General features: G+C 68.5%; 21 protein-coding genes and 1 pseudogene. 15 read left to right on the top strand and 7 right to left on the bottom strand.

All coding sequences use genetic code 11. The annotated features are described in order from the left end of the window. Nucleotides 1–122 precede the first annotated feature (122 nt). The 13 genes and pseudogenes from D000_RS0104050 to D000_RS0103995 all read left to right on the top strand — a co-directional run bounded on the left by D000_RS0104050 (nucleotide 123) and on the right by D000_RS0103995 (nucleotide 10,799). Entirely contained in the window at nucleotides 123–2,234 is a 2,112-nt protein-coding gene (locus D000_RS0104050) for a molybdopterin-dependent oxidoreductase (protein WP_026279750.1), read from the top strand. A 2-nt stretch (nucleotides 2,235–2,236) separates the two neighbouring features. Next, nucleotides 2,237–3,076, top strand: a complete 840-nt coding sequence (locus D000_RS0104045; protein ID WP_018872274.1) for a hypothetical protein — start codon at nucleotides 2,237–2,239, stop codon at nucleotides 3,074–3,076. Between the two features lie 158 nt (nucleotides 3,077–3,234). Then, the gene (locus D000_RS0104040; RefSeq protein WP_026279749.1) at nucleotides 3,235–3,717 is read left to right on the top strand and encodes a hypothetical protein; all 483 of its coding nucleotides are present in this window, start codon (nucleotides 3,235–3,237) and stop codon (nucleotides 3,715–3,717) included. A gap of 45 nt (nucleotides 3,718–3,762) precedes the next feature. Continuing rightward, nucleotides 3,763–4,938: a hypothetical protein gene (locus D000_RS0104035; protein ID WP_018872272.1), complete on the top strand. Its 1,176-nt coding sequence runs from the start codon at nucleotides 3,763–3,765 to the stop codon at nucleotides 4,936–4,938. A 6-nt stretch (nucleotides 4,939–4,944) separates the two neighbouring features. Next, on the top strand, nucleotides 4,945–5,259 hold the full coding sequence (locus D000_RS0104030) for a hypothetical protein (protein ID WP_018872271.1): 315 nt from the start codon (nucleotides 4,945–4,947) through the stop codon (nucleotides 5,257–5,259). Beyond that, nucleotides 5,256–5,765, top strand: coding sequence for a hypothetical protein (locus D000_RS0104025; RefSeq protein WP_018872270.1), 510 nt, complete (start codon nucleotides 5,256–5,258; stop codon nucleotides 5,763–5,765). Before D000_RS0104030 ends, D000_RS0104025 begins: the two co-directional genes overlap by 4 nt. A 237-nt stretch (nucleotides 5,766–6,002) precedes the next feature. Next, complete coding sequence (locus tag D000_RS0104020) at nucleotides 6,003–6,950, top strand: hypothetical protein (RefSeq protein WP_018872269.1); 948 nt, start codon at nucleotides 6,003–6,005, stop codon at nucleotides 6,948–6,950. A 106-nt stretch (nucleotides 6,951–7,056) separates the two neighbouring features. Continuing rightward, complete coding sequence (locus tag D000_RS0104015; RefSeq protein WP_018872268.1) at nucleotides 7,057–7,389, top strand: DUF3634 family protein; 333 nt, start codon at nucleotides 7,057–7,059, stop codon at nucleotides 7,387–7,389. A gap of 322 nt (nucleotides 7,390–7,711) precedes the next feature. Beyond that, a complete protein-coding gene (locus D000_RS0104010) occupies nucleotides 7,712–8,194 on the top strand; it encodes a hypothetical protein (protein ID WP_018872267.1) in 483 nt (160 codons plus the stop codon). A gap of 17 nt (nucleotides 8,195–8,211) precedes the next feature. Beyond that, nucleotides 8,212–8,634, top strand: a pseudogene (locus tag D000_RS14465) (pirin family protein); the annotation flags it as partial. Between the two features lie 108 nt (nucleotides 8,635–8,742). Continuing rightward, nucleotides 8,743–9,327: an NAD(P)H-dependent oxidoreductase gene (locus D000_RS14460; protein ID WP_026279747.1), complete on the top strand. Its 585-nt coding sequence runs from the start codon at nucleotides 8,743–8,745 to the stop codon at nucleotides 9,325–9,327. Beyond that, entirely contained in the window at nucleotides 9,327–10,241 is a 915-nt protein-coding gene (locus tag D000_RS0104000; protein ID WP_018872265.1) for a pirin family protein, read from the top strand. The genes D000_RS14460 and D000_RS0104000 overlap by 1 nt, the downstream gene beginning before the upstream one ends. A gap of 294 nt (nucleotides 10,242–10,535) precedes the next feature. Continuing rightward, nucleotides 10,536–10,799, top strand: a complete 264-nt coding sequence (locus tag D000_RS0103995) for a hypothetical protein (RefSeq protein ID WP_018872264.1) — start codon at nucleotides 10,536–10,538, stop codon at nucleotides 10,797–10,799. Between the two features lie 188 nt (nucleotides 10,800–10,987). Here D000_RS0103995 and D000_RS0103990 read toward each other — a convergent pair whose 3' ends face one another. The 3 genes from D000_RS0103990 to D000_RS14345 all read right to left on the bottom strand — a co-directional run bounded on the left by D000_RS0103990 (nucleotide 10,988) and on the right by D000_RS14345 (nucleotide 15,130). Continuing rightward, on the bottom strand, nucleotides 10,988–13,471 hold the full coding sequence (locus D000_RS0103990; protein ID WP_018872263.1) for an ankyrin repeat domain-containing protein: 2,484 nt from the start codon (nucleotides 13,469–13,471) through the stop codon (nucleotides 10,988–10,990). A 542-nt stretch (nucleotides 13,472–14,013) separates the two neighbouring features. After that, a complete protein-coding gene (locus D000_RS0103985) occupies nucleotides 14,014–14,562 on the bottom strand; it encodes a glutathione peroxidase (RefSeq protein ID WP_018872262.1) in 549 nt (182 codons plus the stop codon). 121 nt (nucleotides 14,563–14,683) lie between these two features. Then, nucleotides 14,684–15,130 (bottom strand): hypothetical protein, encoded by a 447-nt coding sequence (locus tag D000_RS14345; RefSeq protein ID WP_018872261.1) that lies wholly within the window; start codon nucleotides 15,128–15,130, stop codon nucleotides 14,684–14,686. A 355-nt stretch (nucleotides 15,131–15,485) separates the two neighbouring features. On the opposite strand from D000_RS14345, the gene D000_RS0103975 reads away from it, so the two are divergent. Continuing rightward, the gene (locus tag D000_RS0103975; RefSeq protein ID WP_018872260.1) at nucleotides 15,486–15,812 is read left to right on the top strand and encodes a DUF3634 family protein; all 327 of its coding nucleotides are present in this window, start codon (nucleotides 15,486–15,488) and stop codon (nucleotides 15,810–15,812) included. 14 nt (nucleotides 15,813–15,826) lie between these two features. Further along, entirely contained in the window at nucleotides 15,827–16,165 is a 339-nt protein-coding gene (locus tag D000_RS0103970) for a GIY-YIG nuclease family protein (protein ID WP_018872259.1), read from the top strand. Here D000_RS0103970 and putP read toward each other — a convergent pair whose 3' ends face one another. The 4 genes from putP to D000_RS13305 all read right to left on the bottom strand — a co-directional run bounded on the left by putP (nucleotide 16,166) and on the right by D000_RS13305 (nucleotide 22,886). Continuing rightward, nucleotides 16,166–17,641 carry a sodium/proline symporter PutP gene (gene putP / locus D000_RS0103965; protein WP_018872258.1) on the bottom strand — a complete coding sequence of 492 codons (1,476 nt, stop codon included), beginning with the start codon at nucleotides 17,639–17,641 and terminating at the stop codon, nucleotides 16,166–16,168. A 169-nt stretch (nucleotides 17,642–17,810) separates the two neighbouring features. Continuing rightward, nucleotides 17,811–21,506 carry a bifunctional proline dehydrogenase/L-glutamate gamma-semialdehyde dehydrogenase PutA gene (gene putA, locus D000_RS0103960; RefSeq protein WP_018872257.1) on the bottom strand — a complete coding sequence of 1,232 codons (3,696 nt, stop codon included), beginning with the start codon at nucleotides 21,504–21,506 and terminating at the stop codon, nucleotides 17,811–17,813. A gap of 105 nt (nucleotides 21,507–21,611) precedes the next feature. Further along, the gene (locus tag D000_RS0103955; RefSeq protein ID WP_018872256.1) at nucleotides 21,612–22,262 is read right to left on the bottom strand and encodes a cupin domain-containing protein; all 651 of its coding nucleotides are present in this window, start codon (nucleotides 22,260–22,262) and stop codon (nucleotides 21,612–21,614) included. Nucleotides 22,263–22,331: 69 nt separating this feature from the next. Continuing rightward, nucleotides 22,332–22,886: a Spy/CpxP family protein refolding chaperone gene (locus D000_RS13305; protein WP_155999215.1), complete on the bottom strand. Its 555-nt coding sequence runs from the start codon at nucleotides 22,884–22,886 to the stop codon at nucleotides 22,332–22,334. Nucleotides 22,887–23,337 lie beyond the last annotated feature (451 nt).

The following is a 23,337-nucleotide window of genomic DNA, read 5'->3' as shown; positions in this document are numbered from 1 at the left end:
CCCCTCGCCGCGGCATGGCGATCCGCGTCACCCCCGGGGTTCGTGGCGTTGTTCGCCAGGCCCCCTGCCGCTTTGCATACTCGAATTCCTTTTTCGGTTACCCAGACGAGATGCCCCCGGTGATGGCGACGGTGAAAAGCACCTGCTACGAATGCGACGCCAACTGCGCGATCGACGTCACCCTGGATGCCGCCGGCGAGCCGGTGAAGATCGACGGCCCCGACTGTCCGCGCTGCTACGTGCAGCTGGATCGACGCAACCATCCCGAACGCCTGCTGTACCCGCTGCGGCGCACCGGACCGCGCGGCAGCGGCGAGTTCGAGCGCATCTCCTGGGACGAGGCGCTGGACACCATCGCCGAGCGCCTGCGCGCGACCCGGGACGCGCACGGTGCCCCGGCGGCCGCGTTCTTCGCCGGCTACACCAAGGAGGCGCGGCCGCAGCTGCAACGCCTGGCGCATGCCTTCGGCTCGCCCAACTACCTGACCGAGAGCGGCTGCTGCTTCTCCGCCACCAAGGTGGCGGAGAAGGTGACCTTCGGCACCAAGATCAAGACCTCCTCCACCGTGGCCTCGGATGCGACGCGCTGCCTGCTGGTGTGGTCCACCAACCCGCGCGGGTCCATCCCTCCGTTCCATCAGCATGCGCTGGCCGCGGCACGCCCCGGCTGCGCCTCCGTGGTCGTGGACCCGCGGGTGACCCCGCTGGCGGAGCAGGCCGAGGTGCACCTGCAGATCCGCCCGGGCACCGACGGGGCGCTCGCGCTGGGCATGCACCACCTGATCTTCGAGAACGGCTGGCAGGACCAGGCCTTCCTCGACGAATGGGGCAACGGGGTGGAGGCCTTTCGTGAATACGTGGCGGAATTCCCGCCGCAGCGGGTGGCGGCGATCTGCGGCATCGAGGAGGCCGACCTGAAGCGCGCCGCCGAGCTCTACGCGACCCGCGCCCCGGCGCAGATCATGCTTTCGCCCACCGCCACCGTGCAGCATTCCAACGGCTTCCAGAATCACCGCGCGGTGATCCTGCTGGCGGCGATCACCGGCAATATCGACCGCGAGGGTGGCAACCGCTTCTTCAACGACAAGGTCACGCCGAAGCCGATCGACCTGTTCGACCACTGCAAGCAGAATCTGCCGCCGCGCATCGGCGACGAGACCTTCCCGGTATGGACGGCCCACTGGCCGGCCGCGCAGAGCATGCTGTTGCCGGATGCCATCCTCGAAGGCCGCCCACAACCGATCCGCGCGCTGCTGGCCATGGGCATCAACACCGCAATGTGGCCGAACTCCAAACGCATGGAACAGGCCCTGGGGGCACTGGATTTCTTCGCCGCATCCGACTTCTTCCACAACCCGGCCACGCGCATGGCCGACATCGTGCTGCCGGCCGCCACCAGCCTCGAGCGCCCGGCGCTGATCGCCTATCCCGGCTGCAACTTCCGCGGCGAACTGCGCTATCGCCATCGGGCCGTGGCCCCGCGCGGCGAGGCGCGCGCCGACGGTGAGGTGTTCCTCGAGCTGGGCGTGCGCCTGGGCATGGGCGAGCAGTTCTGGAACGGCGACCTGGAGGCCTGCTGGGCCGAGGCCGCCGCGGGCATCCCCGAGACCATCCGCGAACAGGTGTACAACGACCCGGATGGGGTGACGGTATTCGCCAAGGCGCTGGATGACATGGTCGAGCATGGCTTCGAGGACGGTGACCGCCAATACCGGCTGCACGGATTCCGCACTGTCAGCGGCAAGGTGGAGTTCGATTCCGCCGAGCTGCGCGCGGCCGGGCACAACGGCCTGCCGGAATGGCGCGAACCCGCCGAGAGCCCGGTCTCCACGCCAGCACTCGCCCGGGACTACCCGCTGATTCTGACCAGCGGGGCCCGCCACAAGCACGCCACCCACTCGCAGCACCAGTACCTGGAGCGCATGCGCCGGGCGATGCCGGAGCCGCTGGTGGAGCTGCACCCCGAGGATGCCGCGGCGCGCGGCATCGCCGATGGCGACACCGTGGAGGTGCGCTCGCCGCGCGGGCGGGTGGCCTTCGTGGCAAAGGTCACCGACCGCATCAAGCCCGGTGTGGCGCACTGCCAGCACGGCTGGAACCACGCCAACGTCAACGAACTGACCGACGACCGCAACCTCGACCCGATCAGCGGCTTCCCCGCGTTCAAGTCGCTGCTGTGCGAGGTGGAACGCCTGCACGCCGGGCACGAACAACGCCTGCCGGAGGCAGGCTGAGCGTGCCCTTCGTCGGCGTCCTGCCCGAGCGCCGGCACATCTTCCGGCCCGAGCCGCGCCGGGAGGTGGCGGTGTCGGACGCCGCCGCCTGGCGGCTAAATCCCGCGCATCGTCACGTCTACGACAAGCTGCGCCTGGCCCTGGATGCGGGCCTGACGGCCGCGCCCTGCGGCGTCGCGCCCACGGACCTGGGCCTAGGGGCGGCGGACACGGTGTTCGTGAAGCCGATCACCAACCTCGCCGGCATGGGGCTGGATGCCCGCGCCCTGCCCGCCGGCGAGGTACCGGCCGAGCCCGGCAGCTTCTGGTGCCAGCGCCTGGAGGGAGCCCACACCAGCACCGACTGCCTGGTGGAGGACGGCGAGGTGCGCTGGTTCGCCCACACCCGCGGCTCGGACGAGAAGGACGCCGCGCGTCCGATCTACTGGGAGATCGGCGCCGCCGTGCCCGAAGTGGAGCCATGGATCGCCGACTGGGTGCGGCGCAACCTGGCCGGCTACAGCGGCATCTGCAACATCGAGATGATCGGCGGGCGACCGATCGAGGCCCACCTGCGCGGCTCCAACGGCTTCTTCGACTTCTACGGCCCGGCGTTCATCCCCGCCTGGGTCGCACTGGCAGACGGCGAACCCTTCACCCCGCCCCCGCCGATCCCCGGCGGCTTCGTCATCTCGGTATTCGGCGAGCTCGAACTGGAGGACGCCGATTTCCGCGCCGCCGAGGCGGCCGGCGTGCATCTGCAGCCGGACCCGTCCACACCCGGCCGCGCCGCCATCCTGCGCTGCCAGGATCGGGACGCCGGCTTCGCCCTCTACCAGCACCTCACCGGCCACACGCTGTAGCAGCGGCAGCCCGCGCCCGGCCTGGCCAGGGCAACCTGGCCGCCCCGCTACCCCCATCAGCACGAGGGCAACCCAAGGGGTGACAGTCCCGCGCCTGGCATCTAGATTAGGGGCACACCTGATCAAGGGTACTGGCAATGTTTCCAGGGAGGGAAACGATGAAGAAGACCCGCCCCAGTTCGGCCCGTCCGGGCCTTGCCTCGTGCACGCGATCGCACCGCCTTTGCGCTTCGACCATCGGGGCCGCAACGCTCGGATGGTTGCTGTTAATGGGTCTGATAGCCCCGGCTGAGGCCGACGAACCACCCGAGATCCTGACCATCCTGAGTCAATTCGTCGCCGTCGGTACGGCCGCCATGCGCTGCACGGAAGTCGAAGAGGACCAGATGATCGCGTTTCTGGCCAATCAGCAGATGGTCTACCTGCGCTCCGTCATGGCGCTGGAGGACCAGCACCCCGAAGCCACCCAAGAGCAGATCGCGGCGACCCTGCTGCGCGGCCAGGAAGACATCCAGGCCCAGGTGAAGCAGCGCATCGACCAACACGGCTGTGACGATCCGAATGCCCGGGCACTGGTCGATCTGTTCGCGATGCAGGCGGAATGGACCCCGGGCGGCTCACCCCGGAGCGACACCGAGTAGGGCCCGACGGGTTCGCGGTCACACACTGCCACAGGGGACGTGCGGATGTGGATGCTGGCTGGATTGGTCACGATGATCGGAATGGCGGTCATTGGCTACCGACACAGGATGGAGGACCGCTGGAAACTGCAGGCCCTGACATTCAACAACCCGCACACCGGAAAACCGATGGGCAACCCGCCCGAGGACGCCCTTTACAGCGAGCAGAAAACCGAAAGCCGTCACGCCCCTTTGCAACGCATCGGCTTCGACCAGGCCCCCGATATCGAGCTTCGCGTCAAGGCCCGACGCTGGTGGGACTACCCTTTTACGGCCATTGGCCTCTCCGTGGCCTGCCGCACCGGAAACCAAGCGTTCGACCGAGCCTTTTACCTGGTCACGGACCAGCAAAGCCTCTGCCGCGCCCTCAAGGGTTGCGCCACGACACAGGCGCGAATGCTGCGCCTCCTCGAAGAATGCGAAGCGCAGGACGTTCGGTTCCGCCAGTTCCGGGTTCGGCGCGAACGGATCTGGGTGGAGGTCAAATCGCCGAGGCGGCGAAAGAAACCAAGACCGATCGTGCTCGCCCGGGCATTCGTGCCGGGCTTGCGCGAGATATCCGCGGCACTGGAGGCGGAGGTTCCCGCCGCGGTGCGCGGCCGCAGGGAGCCATTTGCATGGAAGGCGGCGCTGTTCGCAGGTGCCAGTACGGGCCTGCTGATGGGCGGGACGGCGCTGCTGGCCCCCATCATGTTTTCGCCCCTGCCTGCACCTGCCAGCCTGGCGGGCCTGCTGCCGCTTGCGCTCACCCTCGCGGCCGTCGTGGTCGGCTCGTTGATGGTGCTGAGCATCGTACTGCTCGGCCGCACGTCACTAACGCATCTGGTCCTGCTCGAGCTGGCCCTGGCGGGTTATCTGGGTGCCCTGATGACCAGCTACGGCCTGCTGCGCGAAGTGAACATGGCGTTCGACCAGGCGGCACCCGCCCAATACGTGGTGGAGGTACAGGAAAAGACCACTAAGACAAGCAGCCGGGGGGGCACTCGCCGTTACCTGCGCGTGGACGGATGGGACGGCCCCCAACGGGGATACGGGATAACGGTCGGAGGTGCGCTCTACCGATCGGTACGCGAGGGTGACCGGCTGCTCCTGGAGGAGTACCCGGGGCGGCTCGGGGCACTCTGGATCCAGATGCATACCGCGCTTCCGGATGCCTCGGTCACTCCACAAGGCAGGGAGTAACCACCCATGTTCACACTGGCGTTGTTTACGTGGTTTCTGCTTTTTCTTTTCGTTTACGCGGCCCTATTCGCCCTGATCATCCTCGGAGCCCGTGCCCGTGCACGCCCGGATACACGGGTGTTCTACGCGGCCCTGGCCCTGCTTGCCCCTTTCCCGGTGTTCTTCCTGGCTGCCTGGGGTATGCCCGACGGGACACCTCCAAAGCTCGAACGGATGCTGGTGTTCGGCCTCCCGCTGCTGGTGCCGTACACGGTCCGCGCCCTGTTCGTATTCCGGGCGCCCATTCGTAACGCCCTGAGCGCATCCAGAGGTAAGCCATGAGAATCCTGAAACTAGGCCTGAAGGCCGCCATGCTCGTGTTACTGGGCGTCTCCAGCGTGATTTTTCTCTGGTTCCTGGCCTGGTTGTTCTGGCTGGGCAGCGGCTATTTCTCTACGGCGTGGGGACTCGGCTCGGTCTTCGACGATGCCTCGCACCTGGCGCGGGACCGGGGTATCCGCGAAGAGGATTTCACCCGCGCCCGAATCATCTTTGAAGCCAGAAGCCTGTTTGCGGCAATCGCCGGGCTGTGGGGCTGGATCGCCCTCTATGCAGGCGCCTGCCTGATGAACCGGCCATTGCGCAAGGTGCCGCTGACTATCAAGGCCGGGCTGGTAGCGGGCCTCCCGGCCGCCATCGTCATACCATCCACCGGCATGAGCCTCGCGATCTACCCCATCTCCACCGCTCTTCTGCTGTTCACCATCTGGTGGCTGAACCCTCCGGATACCCCGACATCGAGACCCGCAGGGGACTCGGCACCGGTGTCGCCCGGAGATCGATCATGAAGGACTCAACCTTGCTGACCTGCGGGTCGGCCATGCGCACCGCCACTGGATGAAACAGACCCCGACCTCGATGCCGGCTTCGCCTTGTACCGACGGCTGACCGGCTGATCGCTGTAACCCCTGACTTCCGACCCATCACCGCCGGCGGCCCGGGCGGGACAGGCACAACGTCGTGATCTGCTTGCGGCTGCACCGGCAACAGTCGCCAGCTGCGCAGGGCGGCGGTATGTTGGCGCCATGGAGATTGACCCCGTCATCCGCGAGTGGCTGCGCCTGGCCGCGCAGGCGCCCTCCTCGCACAACACCCAGCCCTGGCGGTTCCGCGTGGATCGCGCAGGGGTCGAGGTCTGGACCGATCCGGCGCGCTCGCTGCCCGTAAACGACTCGACCGGGCGCGAGCGCATCATCAGCTGTGGCTGCGCGGTGCTGAACCTGCGCGTGGCCGCCGCCGCGGACGGCCAGGGCCTGAACGTGCGCCCGGAACAGGCGGGCGACGGCCCGTTCGTACGCCTGCTCACCGGGCACCAGGGCGGGCCGGACCGGCAGGAGCTGGCACCCCTGCGGGACGGGATCGGCGCGCGCCATTCCTGGCGCGGCCGGTTTCGCCCGGACGCACCCGCCCCGGACATCATCGCCACCCTCGTACAGGCCGCCCGCCAGGAAGGGGCCTGGCTGCGCCCGGTCACGGACCCGGAATGCTGCGGGGAGGTCGCCGATCTGGTCCGGGGGGCGACGGCGGCGCAGTGGAAGAACCCGGCCTGGCGGCGCGAGCTGGCGCACTGGATGCGCGCACCCTCCCATGGTGACGGCCTGCCAGTCGGCCGCCTGAGCGGCGGTCTGACGCGCTGGAGCGTGCGCCATCTGGTATCCGCACGGGCGATGGCCCGGGGCGAGGCCCGCGCGGCCCGGGCCGCCCCGGTGCTGCTGGCACTGGGCACCGGGATCGAGGGCCCGATGCAGTGGCTGACAGCCGGGCAGGCCCTGCAGCGTGTACTGCTCGAGGCCGCGCGCCACGGGCTCTGCGCGCGTTATCTGAATCAGCCGATCCAGCAGGCCGAATGGCGCCCGAAACTGGCGGAACGGCTCGGCGGGGGCCAGCCACAGCTGCTGTTCGCGCTGGGCCGCCCGTACGGCACGCCTCACCCCACGCCCCGACGCCCGCTGGACGAGATGCTGAAGCGCTGAGGCCAGCGCCGGCCCGCACCCATTCGAGACGCCACGCGGCAGGGGCATGAATGGTGTGCGCTACACTGAGTCCCCGCTCAGATCACGTCCGACACCACCACCCGTCATGCTGCTCACCCTGCTCATTATGTTCGCCCTGCTGGGCCTTGGCCTGGCGCTGATGCTCTGGCATGCACGGCAGGTGTTTGCGGTGGAGCTGCGCGATGGCGCAACCCGCGTGCGGCGCGGCAAGCCGCCGGCCGCGTTCCTGCGCGGCTGCGAGGACGTCGCGCGCCAGTTCCGGCTGCAGCGCGGCCGGATCACCGCCGTGCGCACCGACGCCGGCGTGCAGCTGCGCTTCTCCCGCGATCTCCCGAAGAAGACACACCAGGCCTTTCGCAACGTCTGGACACCCCCGCCGGGCAGCGGGGGTGGCGGCGGCATGCGCGCTACGGGATAACGCCACACCGACTTGCGGACGCCCGGAACCTGCTCGGGGGCATGTGACTGTGGCCCTCTCGGATGCAGCGACGCGGGATTCGCCCCAAGGGGTCGCCTCGGGGGCACGACAGTGCGATCACGCGGGTGGACCCGCATCCGAACATTTCCTGATGGAAGGCGGAATCCGATAGTCTCGCCCCCGGCGAGCAGGCCCCGGGGGCTACACGGCACCGGGATACATGACCCGCGCAGGGGTTCACCGCGAGCATGCCGCCTGTCACCGAAACGCCCTCGGCTGCGCAAGGAATGCGGCCACCCTGACATCGAATGGAGAGAATGACATGAATGAATGCCACCCCTTTCCCCTGATGCGATTTAGCCTGGTGCGACTTGCCCTCGCGCTGGCGGCCCTCGCGATGCTTGCGGGCTGCGCCACGCTGGATGTGGACTCGGGTGACCCCGAGCGACTGGCGGCCGCCGAGCGGTTCTATGTGGAAAAGCTGCCGGCGGATGAACGCGGGATCGAGCACGTGATCGCCCAGGAGTTGCGAGCAATGAACTACGACGCGACCTCGGGCCCGCGCCGCGACGCGCTGGACAATGTCGATGTGCTGGTGACCTACCAGGACCGCTGGGCGTGGGACATCACGATGTACATGCGCCGGCTCGACATCCAGTTCCGCGACCCGGAGACCCGAGAGGCGTGGGCGACCGGCACGGCCGAGCGCGGCTCGCTGAACCGCAAGCAACCAGGCGAGTTTGCCCGCGAAATCCTGGAACCGATGACCGGCCAGTCGGCGGACTCGAACGCCTCGGGTGAGTAGCCGGGCACCGGCCGGGTCTGGGTGATGGTCGCGAGCGTAGTGGAAGCCGTGCACGAAAGAGCGGCAAAAGGGCCGCTCATCCACATGCATCGCCAAGCGATCCGCTGCACTTCCTGCAGGTCTGGATCATCCCGGATCGCAAGGGGGGCGAACCGCGCTATGCCCAGAAGGGTTTTTCCGACGCCGGCGGGCACGCCCTGCTGGTCTCGCCCGATGGCCGGGACGGGTCGCTGCCCATCCGGCAGGACGCCTGCATCCACAGACTCCGGCTGGCACACGAGACCACGCGGTTTCCGGCGGACCCGGGCCGGGTCTATTACGTACAGATCACCCGGGGCGAGCTGACCCTGAACGGCCAGACGATGGCCGCCGGCGACGGCGCCACCATCCGCCAGGAGCACGAGCTTGAGTTCACCACCAACGGCGAGGCCGAGGCCCTGCTGTTCGACCTGCGCGGCGGCTGGTGCCGCCCCCAAACCCAGGCCTTCGAACTCACGCCCCCAAACCCAAGCCTCCAAATCCAGGCCTTCAAACTCCAGGAGACACCCATGTCACTGCAGCTTCAGACGATCATCGCCAGCACCCGCCCGGGCCGCATCGGCCCCTCGGTGGGCGACTGGTTTCATACCCTGGCCAGCGCACACGGCGCGTTCCAGAGTGAGCGGGTCGACCTGGCGGACTTCCAGCTGCCAGTCTATGACGAACCTCAGCATCCGCGCACACAGCAGTACGAACACGAACATACCCGGGTCTGGTCGCGCAGCGTCGCGAGTGCCGACGCCTACGTGTTCGTGATCCCCGAGTACAACTACTCGGCACCACCCGCGCTGATCAACGCCCTCGATTACGTCTATGCCGAGTGGAACTACAAGCCCTGCGCGTTCGTGAGCTACGGCGGCGCCTCCGGCGGGCTGCGCTCGGCACAGATGGCCCGGCAGATGGTGACGGCCCTCAGGATGATGCCTATCCCGGAGGGCGTGATGATCCAGATGCCCTGGAACCACCTGGACGACGCGCGGCGATTCGTGCCTGAACCGATGCACGATGACTCCGCCCGGGGCATGCTGGAGGAACTGGCGAGATGGGCCCATGCCCTGCAGCCCATGCGCGACACGACAGCCGGAGCCCTCTGATGAGCAACACCCTGGACAGCACCGAGCAGCCCTGTACCGCCTCGCCGGCCCCCTGCGCGGCCATCGAGGCCGTGCTGCAACCCCGCGAGCACGACCTGGGCGGCTTTTCCGTGCGCCGGGTGCTGCCCACCGCACAGCGCCGGATGGTCGGGCCGTGGATCTTTTTCGATCACATGGGCCCGGCGCGCTTCCCCGCGGGCGAGGGGATCAACGTGCGCCCGCACCCGCATATCGGGATCGCGACGGTCACCTACCTGTTCGAGGGCGAGATCCTGCACCGCGATTCGCTGGGTTCACTGCAGGCCATTCGGCCCGGGGATCTCAACCTGATGGTCGCCGGACATGGCATCGTCCATTCCGAGCGCGAGCGCCCGGAGATCAGTGCCAGGGAACACATCCAGCACGGGCTGCAGCTCTGGCTCGCCCTGCCGGGGACCGACGAGGAAACCGACCCCGCGTTTCATCACTATCCGGAGCAGTCGATCCCGACCGTCACCGTCGACGGGGTCCCCGTGCGCGTGATGATAGGCAGCGCCTACGGCGTGCAGTCGCCAGTGCGGGTGTTCTCCGAGACGCTCTATCTGGAGGCCCGCCTGCAACCCGGCCAGACCCTGACCCTGCCCGATGCCGACGAACGCGCGGTCTACGTGGTATCCGGCGAGCTGCGCGCGCAGGACACCGCCATGCCGACGCATTCGATGACGATCTTCTCCGACCAGCCCGGCATTGCCATCACCGCCACCTCGGCCTCGACCATCGCCCTGGTCGGCGGCGCCCCGGTCGGCGAGCGCCATATCGAATGGAACTTCGTCTCCAGCCGCCGCGAACGTATCGAACAGGCCAAAACAGACTGGCAGGCCGGCCGCTTCCCGAAGGTCCCCGGCGACGAGCACGAGTTCATCCCGCTGCCCTGAATACCGGGCGGGCGCAGGAAGACCTGCCCCGGAACACACAGGTACAGCCACTGCATACCGGTTCATACGCGGTAGCGCTTGCGCACGCGCGCCAACGTCAACGCGGCCGCGAAGGCGGCTATACTGCGATCAACCGGAAGAACCAACAGGGAGGGTGCGGTGGTGGGGAAACAGAGCTCGAATCCCGCAAAGGGGCACGCAAAGTACTTTTCGGTTCACGTCAGGGCACTCGCGGCCATCGTGCCTGCAGCCCTGCTTCTCGCAGGATGCCTGACCCCCGTCCACCCCGAGACGATGTACCGGCTGACATCCGACCCTGAGGGCGCGGACATCTACATGGGCAGCGCACCGGATCAGCTGGAGCACTATGTGACCACGCCATTCGAGCGGCGTACCTCGGAATCCCTGAACTGGTCGCAGCAGTACTTTCAGGCACGCAAGGAAGGCTACGTGGATTCGGAGGTGCATCAGCAGCCCACGTTCATGATGGGCCACCCCACGACCATCCACTTCGATCTGGAACGTGACACTCGCGGATTTTACCCGCACGGCCTTTGAGACCGAGCGGCGGAGACAGGTTTCGATCGACCCTCGGTCGATTCAAGGAATCGGGAACGCCGAGCAGCTGATCCGGTAATCCTCGCCCTGCCCCGGGCCATTCGGATCGCCGGATGGCCCGGGGCGTGTCTGACCGGCCCCCCGTGCAGCCGCCCCCGTTCAGAGACGCGCTGTACGAGCCCGCAGCCTCAGCGGCACTTCGCCGCCACATTCGCAGTATTGGAACCCTGGAACCAGCGCGGCTGATACGGGCCGTGAATCGCGCGGCGCCCGTCGCGCTCCACCACGTGAAGACGCAGCGGATCGGCATCGGCCTGTTCGATCAGCAGCACCTGGCTGTCGAAGACCTGACCAAAATGGCTCACGCGCGACGCCTCCACCTCGCCATTGGCGTCGATGGATGGCGCCCAGCTGATGGCATTCCGCATCGGATACCAGTCACGCCCATGCGGCGTACCGATACAGCTGTCGCAGGCCCGCTCGCACAGCACGGCGGAGCCGTCTTCACGCAGGATAAAGTGATGGTGGGCAAACCGGTTATCGGTGTGTTCGCTGGCATAGACACCGGCGAACGCGGCCATCAGCGAGCCGCCACCCTGGCCATCCGCTGCGACCGGCGTGGGCTGCGCGGGAATCTGTTCCCACTCCTCCTGCCCCTGGCCGGCCGTTGCGGCAGGCGTGCCGTGCCCTCCATCCGAGCGCGCCGCTATTTGCTGCTGCAGCGCAGTCCGGGTCTCCATAATGCTGGCACGATAGGCGGCCAGTGCCTGCTGCTCCCGGGTACCGGCCGTCACTCCCTGCCCGGACTGGCCATCAGGCAGGGCGGCGATCCCCTGAGCGATGTCCTGACCAAAACCCAGGGCATCCTGATTCGACATACCCATCCGGCGCCCCATCCCGGCGGCCGTCAGCGCACCCAGCATCTGGCCGACCGCGGAATCCTGGGACCCCTGCTGCGGCGGGCGCGCCCCGGCCGCGATCAGATATCGCCGCTTGCGCTCCTGGTCGGCATCCCCGACCAGGGCCAGGGGGGTGGAATTGTTTGCGTTCGTACGATTCGCGTCACCCCCCGCGGCCAACACCAGCCCAAGCTGTTCGCCACTGCCGTGCCGGGATGCTCGATGCACCGGACTCCAGCCAGTGTCATTCGCCGCATTCGGATCCGCCCCGGCGGCCAGCAACAGCCGCACCTGCTCCGCGACACCGTAACGGGCAGCGGTGTTGAGCGGTGTTGAGCCATTCGTGAACCGAACATCCACATCGGCACCCGCCGCGAGGATCGCACGCAGCTTCGCCGTATCCGGATCCTGCTCCGGGTTACGCGCGACCAGATGCAGAACGGACCAGCCGTCTTCGGTCAGCCGATCAACATCCGCGCCTGCGTCCAGCATCCACTCGACGGCCGCGGCATGCCCGTAGCGCGCCGCGGCATGCAGTGATGTCCAGGCATTGTCACCCCCGGCGATATTCGGATTCGCACCCGCATCCAGCAACAAACGCACCTTCCGCGCGCCTGGGTCCAGCTCCGGTTTACGTGTGGCGGCATACAGGGCGGTCCAGCCCTGGCTGTTCCGCCAATCCACCTCCGCGCCTGCGTCCAGCAGCCGCTCGACGGCCTCGACATGCCCGTAGCGCGCAGCCGCAAACAGTGGCGTCCAGGCATCGTCGCTTCGGGCGATGTTCGGGTTGGCGCCCGCGTCCAGCAACTGACGAACCTTTCGCGCGCCAGGATCCTGATCCGGATTGCGTGCGGCCAGATACAGGGCGGTCGCGCCATCGTTCTTCCGCTGATCGAGAGAAGCGCCTGCCCCAAGCAGCAAGGCCATCGCGTCGGCATCTCCCTGCAAAGCGACGATGTGCAGCGCCGTCCAGCCGTCCTCGGTCTGTCGGTTGACATCGACGTCCTGCTCGAGCGCCATGCGCAGCCGTGCCTGCTGCGAATCCCGATCGCGGTTGTACGCCGCGGCATGCAGGAGGGTCCAGCCGTTCGCGTTGACGGCACTTTGGTCAGCACCGGCCTCGACGAGCCAGCGCACCACGTCCATATCCCCCTGGACGGTTGCCGCCAAGAGCGGCGTCCAGCCGTACCTGTTGGCGATGTTCGGGTCGGCCCCGGCGTCCAGCAGCAGATGCACCTTGCGGCCCTCGGGGTCCTGCTGCGGATCGCGCGCGGCGAGATACAGCGGGGTTCGCGTCTCCTCGTCGACCGTATCGAGGGCCGCGCCATTCTCAAGCAGCAGCTGCACCTGCTCCGCCGTCCCGTGCTCGGCCGCCTCGTGAAGCGCGGTGCGCCCCGAGGGGTCTGCTCGATTCACATCGGCCCCGGACTCCAGGAGCAGCCTCATCTTGGCATTGCCCGGGTCGTGGTCGGGATTCTTCGCCACCTCGTTCAGCAGCGGTGCCGTGGAATGCAGACCACCTTCAAGCTCGACATCCCGATCGAGCAAGAAACGCAGCTGATCGACCGACCCCCTGGCGGCGACCGCTTCCGCCATGGTCCTGTCGTGGGTGTCCCGGGCCGCCGGGTCCAGCCCCCCGCCCACAATCGTCTCGAAGGCGTCGGGATGCTCCAGCACCGCAACGTGGTCGGGGACGGTCGTCGCGACGCAACCGCCCAGCACGAACGCCGCAGCAACGGCGAATCCGGCCCGCGAAATGAGGTGGCTGGTCATCGGCTCTCTCCTTGTAAGCGGCCTCTCTGGCCAACTCGGCAACCCATGCGGGGTACGGCCATCCAGGCGCCCCGCATCTCCAGCGGAACCGCCCGAAAGCGTTATGTAAAAATACAGGACAATGTCGACATTTCCCGCAAATTGCGACGAACATCCAAAACCCGGGTCGACAAGACTGAGCCTACAACAGGCCTTGCGCGATGGCGAGCGGGTCCCGCCTGCGCAACCGCATGTTCCCACGCCCGGGCAACGGGCCGGCCCGCCCAGGCAGTCGCACGGGTATTGATGCGTGGCACATCGACGTCGCGCCACCACGCCTCGGGCGGCAGGCCCATTGGATCGCCAGGGGTGATGGCGGAACGGGACTTCGATCGGAGCCCGTTCCGCGCCGGTGGTGGGATCGGTGAAGCCCCGCGGGGCCCTGCGCGAATGCGTCCTGACGCTGCACGCCCCGGGTTTACACCGGGTTGCCGGCATGCGGGCACGGCGGCGCCGCCCCGCTCGCAAGCGCGCCGGCACCGCCGTGCCGGGTCTGACGGGGTTTAGAGGATGCTCTCGATCGCGCCGCGCAGGTCGGCGGAGCCGGGACCGACCCGGCTGGGAAAGTGCGCGACCACGCGGCCTTCCCGGTCCACCACGTACTTGTAGAAGTTCCAGCGCGGGGCGGCGGCCTGGCGCGCCAGTTCGCGGAAGATCGGGTGCGCGTCGTCACCGCGCACACCGATCGGCCGGAACATGTCGAAGGTCACGCCAAAGTTCTGGAAGCAGACACGCGCGGTCTCGGCCTCGTCGTCCGCCTCCTGATTGAAGTCGTGCGAGGGGAAGCCGACCACCTTGAGCCCCCGCTCCCGGTAATCCTGGTGCAGCTGTTCCAGCCCGCCGAACTGGTCGGTGTAGCCACAGTGACTGGCCGTGTTGACGATCAATAGCGGCTGACCCTGGAACCGCTCCTGCAGGTTGACCATCTCGGGGGAATGCAGCCGGCCGAGTTCGTGCTCGAACAGGGCCGACCGATCCGGTTCCGAGGCAGCGGCAACCGCCGCAAGCAGCGGGGACAGCAACAGGACCAGCAGACGCGCGGACAGGGACATCGCAATTCTCCGGAAGGCAATGATCCTGTGACCACGCCATGGCCCCGGGGTTCTGGACCAGCAGGCTGCGCACGAACATGGGCGCGGCACCCCGGGACCGAGGCCGACCCGGGCACCCCGGTCAGATCTCGGTATCCACCTGCGAACCCCGATTGGCAGGATCGGTGGCATCCAGCGTGCCGTCCGGTTGCAGCGTCTCGCCAAACCCGGAGGCCGCGGCAACCGGACCTGGCTGCACGCCCGGCGCCACGGCCGGACCCGCAAAGCTGGCCAGACCCGCCGGCGGCGCCATCGCGCCCATGGATGTGCCGGCCGTTGTGATCGACGTCGCACTTGCGGTGGCCATCGCCTGGATGGCCGGTGCGGACAGGGCGTGAGCCTGTGTCGGGGGCTGGGCATCGGCGGCGGCTGCAGGGATCGCCCGGGCCTCCTGTCCGCTGGCGGCGCGCGCCTCCTGCGACGACTGAGCGGCGGCATGGGCAGGGGGCTGCTCGTTACCCTGACCGCTGGACGTGTTCCCGGACTGGGGGCGGCTGAATGCGGGGCTGGCTCCGATTCCGTCAAGCATGATTCGGCTCCTGGTCTCTCAATCCGTCCGGCGCGGATGGCGCGACGGTGTGCACTTCCGGAACGCGAGTCCCGGCTCGGACCGGTGAAAAAGCACGGACCATGCCAGGCCCTGCCGCTGATCGGCCAGGGCGCCCCATGGCGCGCCGCGTGCGCCATCCGTCCCCGCGTCCGGGTTGCGATGATCGGCAAGCACGATCCGATCCACCGGAACCGGGTTGCCGGCATGCGGCACCAGAGGCGGGGGTGGTGTTCCAGCGGCCCGGGACCGACACTATGGGCACGCGGCAGACGGCCGCGAGGACTACAAACCGCGTACCGCGCGGCCCGCTTGGGCAAAGGAAGGAGACACCTGCATGCTGCTGGCCCTGCTACTGATGATCGCGCTGCTGCTGGCAGCCGGTGCCGTGCTGATCTGGCAGGTCAGCATCATCTTCAGCATCGAGATCGAGGACGGACAGCCACGCGTTCGCCGGGGCGATCCGCCAAAGTCGTTCCAGCACACGGTGCGGGACGTGGTACGCCGCTACGGCATTCAGCAGGGTCGCCTGACCGCCGTGCGCCGCCAGCAGGGGTTGCAGCTGCGCGGCTCGGCCTCGATACCCAAAGAGGCCAGGTCCGAACTGCAGCACGCCCTGCAGCGCATCAAGGTAGGCCGCAAGCGCCGCAAGAAGCGGCGCTGACCGAAGCCGTGCCCGTGGCTTGCGCGCCCGCGCCCGCTTTCACGCCCGGCGAGACCGGCCGCTACACCGGGGCCTGGTTCGTCTACCTGCTGGAATGTGCGGGTGGGCGCATCTACACCGGGGTGACACCGCGTCTGGCCGCCCGCATGGCCGCCCATGGCAGCGGACGCGGTGCCCGTTTCACCCGGATGCACCGCCCGCGGCAGCTGCTCGCCGCGCGGCCTTTCAGCTCCCGTGGCGAGGCGCTGCGCATGGAACTGCGCATCAAGTGCTACAGCCCTGCCGCCAAGCGGGACCTCGCCCGCGACTGGGCGAACGCCGCCAGCGTCTGCCGGCTGCCTTCGGCGACGTGACTACTCCAGCGGCTGCTGGCGCGAGTGCCGGAACTGCTCCTGCACCGAGGCGGAGGGCTTGCCGGTCAGCAGGCTCACCACGACGATGGCCACGGTCGCGAAGATAAAGCCGGGCAGCAGTTCGTAGACATCGAACAGCCCGCCCTCGGCCTGGTTCCAGAGGATCACGGTAACCGCGCCGACCACCATGCCGGCCAGCGCCCCGTTGCGCGTCATCCGCGACCAGTACAGCGCGAGGATGATCACCGGGCCGAAGGCCGCGCCAAAGCCGCCCCAGGCGTAGGCCACCAGGTCCAGTACCCCGGCCTCCGGCGCCATCGCCAGCAGCAGGGCCACCAGCGACACGCCCAGCACGGCGGCGCGGCTGATCCACACCAGCTCGGTCGCCCCCGCCTCGGTGCGCAGGATGCCGCGGTAGAAGTCGTTGGTGATCGCACTGGCGGAGACGATCAGCTGCGAGTCGATGGTGCTCATGATCGCGGCAAGGATCGCCGCCATCAGGATGCCCGCCACCCACGGATTGAACAGCGCGCGGATCAGCTCGATCAACACGGTCTCGCCGTCCGCCAGCGGCGCGTCGGCAAAGTAGGCGATCCCCATGTAGCCCGTGGCCACCGCGCCGATCAGGGCCAGAACCATCCAGGTCATGCCGATCAGCGTGGCGCGCGGCACGTCGCGCTCGGAGCGCAGCGCCATGAAGCGCGCCAGGATATGCGGCTGACCGAAATAGCCCAGCCCCCAGGCCAGCAGCGAGATCATGCCGAGGAAGGTCATGCCCTGCAGCACCTGCACATGCGTCGGATCCACGGCGACGACCTCGCTCTGCACACTGCCCCAGCCACCAACCAGCACCACCGCGAACATCGGCACCACCAGGAGCGTCAGGAACATCAGGATGCCCTGCAGGAAATCGGTCCAGCTGACCGCCAGGAAGCCGCCGAGGAAGGTATAGCTGATGATCACGATGGCACCGACCCACACGGCGGTCTCGTAATCCATGCCGAACGAGCTCTGGAACAACAGACCGCCCCCGACCAGCCCGGCCGAGATGTACAGGGTGAAGAACACCAGAATCACGATCGCGGAGACCACGCGGAGGATACGCGTGCGGTCCTCGAAGCGGTTCTCGAGGAAATCCGGGATGGTCAGGGAGTCCTTCGCCAGCGCGGTGAAGCGGCGCAGGCGCCCGGCCACGAACAGCCAGTTCAGCAGCGCCCCGACCACCAGCCCCACCCCGATCCACAACTCGGACAGGCCGGACACGTAGATCGCACCGGGGAGCCCCAGCAGCAGCCACCCGCTCATGTCCGAGGCCCCGGCACTCAGCGCGGCCACCCCCGGTCCCAGGCGGCGCCCGCCGAGCACATAGTCCGACAGCGTGGTGGTCGTGCGATAGGCCGCGATCCCGAGGACCAGCATCGCCGCCAGATAGGCGGCAAAGGTCACCAGGGTGGGCATCGGCATGTTGATCTCCATGGAGCATCTCCTTGTATCAGGCCGAAGGCCCTTGTTGTGTCGTTCGCGTCTCGGTCGAGTGTAGAGGAGCCATCCGCATACCGTGGCACCGGGGAAGCACGGATTCGATCATCGGCGTCTGCCCCATAGTCGTAAGGGGGGCCTCAGGGCGGCGGTCCCTCTCTCGCGCTCAGTCGGCCGCCGCCAGCAGGCTGGCGTTGCCGCCAGCGGCCGTCGTATCGATGCACAGGTGGCGCTCCACCACAAAGCGTTCGGGCGCGATCAGGGCGGTTTCCAGCGCAACGATCGGCCCGTCCCGCTGTGCCAGCGCCTGACGCAGCGCTCGGGTCCAGTCGCTCACGCCGGCTGCGGCCACCGCGACCAGCCCCTCCAGCGCGGCCAGTGCGTCCGGTTCCAGCGCGCCGTCGATCCCGACCAGCGGCACGCCCTTCCCGTGCAGCGCGCGCGCCGCGCGCTCGGCCCCCGGCGCCAGCATGATCACCGGGCAGCCCGCCCCCAGCGCCTGCACCGCCTGCGCCAGCGCGATCTCCGCACCCGGGCCCAGGCAGAGCACCGGACCGCGCGGATACAGGCGCAGACGATTGCTCTCGCCGGTCGGACCCGGCAGCGTCTGCGGACTCGTGTCGAAGGCCGCAGTCTCCGCCAGGGCCTTGCGCAGCAGACCCGTGCGCTCGGGCAGCGCCTCGCGCAACAGGTGCATGCGGTCGGTGCGCTCGGCCCAATCGCTCCCGTCCAGGTCGTCGAGGGCCTGCTGCAGGCGCTGCGGGGCCACCCACTCCGCCTGCGCACCCGCCTCCGGCGGGTCCGGCAGCTCCGTGGCAATGGTTGCGCGACGGGCGAAGCGGGTCAGGTACAGCGGCCCGCCCGCCTTCGGCCCGGTGCCAGAGAGCCCCTCGCCGCCGAACGGCTGCGAGCCGACGATGGCGCCGATCTGGTTGCGGTTAACGTACTGGTTGCCCACGCGCAGGCGTTCCACGACCTGCTGCACGCGGTCGTCGATGCGGGTGTGCAGACCGAAGGTCAGGCCGTAGCCGCGGGCATTGATGGCATCCACCACCGCGTCCAGTTCGCGGGCCCGAAAACGCGCCACGTGCAGCACCGGCCCGAACACCTCGCGTTCCAGCTCGCCGATCCCGGACAGCCGGACGATGGACGGTGCGACAAAGCGGCCTTGCTCCGGCACCGGCAGGGACTTCAGCAGCCGCCCCTGCGCCTCCTGCGCCTGCAGGTAGTCGCGGATATCCGCCTGAGCCTCGGCATCGATCACCGGCGACACGTCGGTCGCCAGCTGCCAGGGATCGCCGATGCTCAGCGCGTCCATCGCGCCCTGCAGCATCTCCAGCAGGCGGTCGTAGGCCTCGTCCTGCACGTAGAGCATGCGCAGCGCCGAGCAGCGCTGCCCGGCGGACTGGAAGGCGGAGGCCAGGATGTCGCGCACCGCCTGCTCGGTCAGCGCCGAGCTGTCCACGATCATCGCGTTCAACCCGCCGGTCTCGGCAATCAGGACCGCATCCGGCCCGGCGTTGTCCGCCAGGCTGCGGTGAATCCGCTGCGCGACCTCGGTGGAACCGGTAAAGCAGACCCCGGCAATGCGCGGGTCGGCGGCCAGCGGCCCGCCCACCGTCGGGCCATCACCCGGCAGCAACTGCAGGGCCGACTGCGGGAGACCGGCCGCACGCATCAGCTCGACCGCGCGGGCGGCGATCAGCGGGGTCTGCTCGGCCGGCTTGGCAACCACGGTATTGCCCATGGCCAGGGCCGCGGCGACCTGCCCGGTGAAGATCGCCAGGGGGAAATTCCAGGGACTGATGCAGACGAACACGCCGCGTGGCTCCAGCTCCGCCTCCTGCCCCAGGCGTTCGGTCTCGCCCGCGTAGTAGCGCAGGAAATCGGCCGCCTCGCGCACCTCGGCAATGCCGTCCCAGACGGTCTTGCCGGCCTCGCGGTTGGCCAGTGCGATCAGTTCCGGGGCGTGTTCCTCGTAACGATCCGCGATCGCCCGCAGCAGGTCGGCGCGCGCCGTCACCGGGTGCGCCGACCAGTCGACGAACCCGGACAGGGCCGTCCCCAGCGCCTGTTCCACCTCGTCGGCCGTGGCCTCGCGGACCTCACCGACCGCGGCACCGGGATCGGCGGGGGAGAACGCGGCGCGCGGCGCGCCCTGCGCCGCGTGACCCTCCACCAGCATGGGCGCCGCCTGCCACTGGGTCTGCGCGAATGCCTCGCGCGCGGTCAGCAGCGGCAGGATGGAGGCCGGCTCGTTGACGCGGTATCCGCGCGAGTTCTGTCGCTGTGGCCGGTAGAGATCGACCGGGTCACGGATGGCCGGGTTGGCCACGGCGTCGCCCAGCGCGTCGAGGTCGGCGAGTGGATCGCGCGCGATCTCCGCGGGCGGGATGCTGCTGTCCACCACCTGATTGACGAACGAGCTGTTGGCGCCATTCTCCAGCAGGCGCCGCACCAGGTAGGCCAGCAGGTCGCGGTGCGCCCCCACCGGCGCGTAGATGCGGCAGCGGGTGCCGGCGGTCGCCTTGACGATCGCGTGCACCGATTCCCCCATGCCGTGCAGACGCTGGAATTCGAAGCTCTCGCGGGCGTCGCCGGCCATCGCCAACACCGCCGCGCAGGTGTGCGCGTTGTGGGTGGCGAACTGCGGGTAGATGCGGTCGCGGCGGTCCAGCAGCATCTGCGCACAGGCGATGTAGCTGACATCCGTGTTGACCTTGCGGGTGAAGACCGGGAAGCGCTCCACGCCCAGCTCCTGGGCCTGCTTGATCTCGGTATCCCAGTAGGCGCCCTTGACCAGACGCACCATGATGCGCCGGTCCAGCCGCTGCGCCAGCGCATACAGCGCCTCGATCACCGGGGCCGCGCGGCGGCCGTAAGCTTGTACCACCACGCCGAAGCCGTCCCAGCCCTCCAGCTCCGCGTCCGCCAGCAGGGCCTCGATCACGTCCAGCGACAGGTCCAGACGGTCCTGTTCCTCGGCGTCGATATTGAACCCGATGCCGGCGCGCGCGGCCTGCCGCGCCAGCTCCCGCGCCCGCGGCACCAGCTCCGCCATGACCGTCGCGCGCTGGGTGTACTCGTAGCGCGGGTGCAGCGCGGAGAGCTTGACCGAGATGCCGGGGCTGGAGCGCACGTCGCCCTGCGCCTGATTCGCGATCTCGGCGATCGCCGTGGCATAGGCCTGGTGATAGCGGCGGGCATCGGCATCGGTGCGCGCGGCCTCGCCCAGCATGTCGTAGGAGTAGGTGTAGCCCTCGCGCTCCATCTCGCGGGCATTGCGCATGCCCCGGGCGATGGTCTCGCCGAGCACGAACTGGCGACCGAGCAGCTTCATCGACTGTGCGACGGCCGTGCGCACCAGCGGCTCGCCGACGCGCCGGATCAGGCCCCGCAGCGCGGCGGCCGGGCGCTGCGGATCGTCGTTCAGCACCTTGCCGGTCAGCATCAGCGCCCAGGTGGAGGTATTCACCAGCGGAGACGACGAATGCCCGAGGTGGGCCGCCCAGTCGGAGGGCTCGATCTTGTCCTGGATCAGCTCGTCGATGGTCTCGGCATCCGGCACCCGCAGCAGCGCCTCCGCCAGGCACATCAGGCCGACCCCCTCCTCGGTGGACAGGCCGTACTCGGCGAGGAAGCTCTCCATCATCGACGGCGTGGTCTCGGCGCGTACCCGCTCGACGATGCGCGCGGCCTCGGCGGCAATCCGGGCGCGGGCCTCGGCATCCAGCCGGATGCCGCCGCGCAACTCCCGCAGTACGGCCGCCTCGTCGGCCGTGCAGGCCTCGCGGATGCGGGCGCGGTGAGGGTCGGGCGCCGGGTCGCTTGTCGGATGCTGGCGGGCGTCGGGTTGCGTCATCGGCCTGCTCCTGCATTGTCGGTAATGGCTCGACCGGGCTCCGGTCTCTGACTGGAAGCATAGACGGGCGCGTCCGGGGTCCTCGGGATCCCCTGGGCCCCAGGGTCACAGATGCCCCGTCTTCACGTAGATCAGGGTCTCCTGTTCCACCCAGGGGTTGTGTTCGCTCAGGTGCGGGCTGCGCATCCAGGTACCGGCCGGGTAGCGCCCGTGCTCGTCGATGAACTCGCCGGACAGCACCAGGATCTCCTCCCCACCCCAGTGTCGATGGGGCTGGAAACGTTCGCCAACCGGCCAGTGCACCAGTGCGGTGTGCTCGGTCCCGAAGCTGTGCAAATGCAGGACCCGCAGCCCGCCAATACCCGGCTGGAACGGCGCCGAACGGGTATCCACCACCACCTTGTCGCGGTCCTCCGAGGCGAACTGCTCGAGCTTCACGAACAATGTGCAGCCGGGGTCCGAGTGCGGCGCGTGGCGGGACCCGGGCGGGTTGCGCAGGTAGGTGCCAGCGGGATAGTCCCCGGCCTCGTCGGAGAACACGCCGTCGAGTACCAGGATCTCCTCGCCCAGCGCGTGGGTGTGCGGCGGGAAGCGGGCGCCCGGCTGGAACTGGACAATGCTGGTCGCGCGACCGGCTTCCGCCAGCTCGCGTTCCAGCGGCTTGCGCACCACGCCTTCGGCGCGGCTGCCGCTCCACGACATGGCGGCAGTCTCCACCACCACCGGCTGTTGCAGATCCAGATTCAGGGCTTCCATCGCGCGCTCCGTTCACCTCCCCAGTCGAACACGCGACCCGCTGTTAGTTCCTGGACAGGGAGCAGGCGCTCAGTGGTGGTGCCCCTCATGCCCCGGATGATGACCGTGATGGCCGCCCCCGGAATGCGCCCCTGGCGAGCCACCGGACTCGCTCCCGGATTCACCCTGATAGCCGCGGGCCCGTTGATAGCGCGCCTTCTGCTCCGCGTCGAGCAGCGCATCCATCTCCAGGTGGTAGGACAGATGCAGGTGGCGCAGGCGGCCACGCAGCTCGCCGATCTCGACGGTCAGCGACTCGATGGTCGCGCTGCTGATCCCGCCCTCCGCGAAGCGCACATCCAGTTCCCGCTCCCGCTCCACGATGCGCCGGCCGAGATCGCGCGCCTGCTCCCGCATCGCCGCGAACAGGCGCTCGGTCTCGCGCCGCTGCTCGGGCGTCAGCTCCAGCGAATCGGCCACCTCCAGCACATGCATTGGCCCCGGATAGCCATGCAGCTCGGCCGGCAGTGCCATGCCCATACCCCGGCCTTCCAGCAGATCCTCGGTCTCCTGCGCGGAGAGTGCCTTGATCTCGCGTGCCTGCAATTCGGAGTACGGACTAGGGAGACGCTGATTGAATCGCACGTCCGCGCTCGAGTCGCTTTTGCGTGCGAACAAGGCGCGGTGACTGCCGTGCAGTCATTCTGCACAAGGGAACCGCAACGCTGTGCGCGCGCAAAAGCGGCCGAGCCCGCTCTTTCAATCACTTGTCGGGTTGGTGCCCCCTGTTCCCCGATCCTGCGTTGCGCCGCTTGCGGGTAGAACCACTACCCGCTGCACGACGCGCCTTGCCTCGGAAAACAGGGGGCACCAACGCGGACGTGCGATTCAATCAGCGTCTCCCTACGCCAGCCGGCGCCGCAACGACCAGGGCAAGCCCCACAACCAGCCACCCGGAAAAGCGGAATACGCACCCCATGACAGACTCCTCAACAATGGAAAGGGTTCGCATTATACCCCTCAGAGCGCGGGACCACCCCAGGTCGTTTCGGCAGCCGCCACGCCGTTCCAGACCGGTTTCGGATCCACAGCGGCC

The sequence above is a fragment of the Thioalkalivibrio sp. ALJ16 genome (assembly GCF_000377345.1).
Taxonomy (GTDB): Bacteria; Pseudomonadota; Gammaproteobacteria; order Ectothiorhodospirales; family Ectothiorhodospiraceae; genus Thioalkalivibrio.
This window is presented reverse-complemented; position numbering and strand designations above follow the sequence as displayed.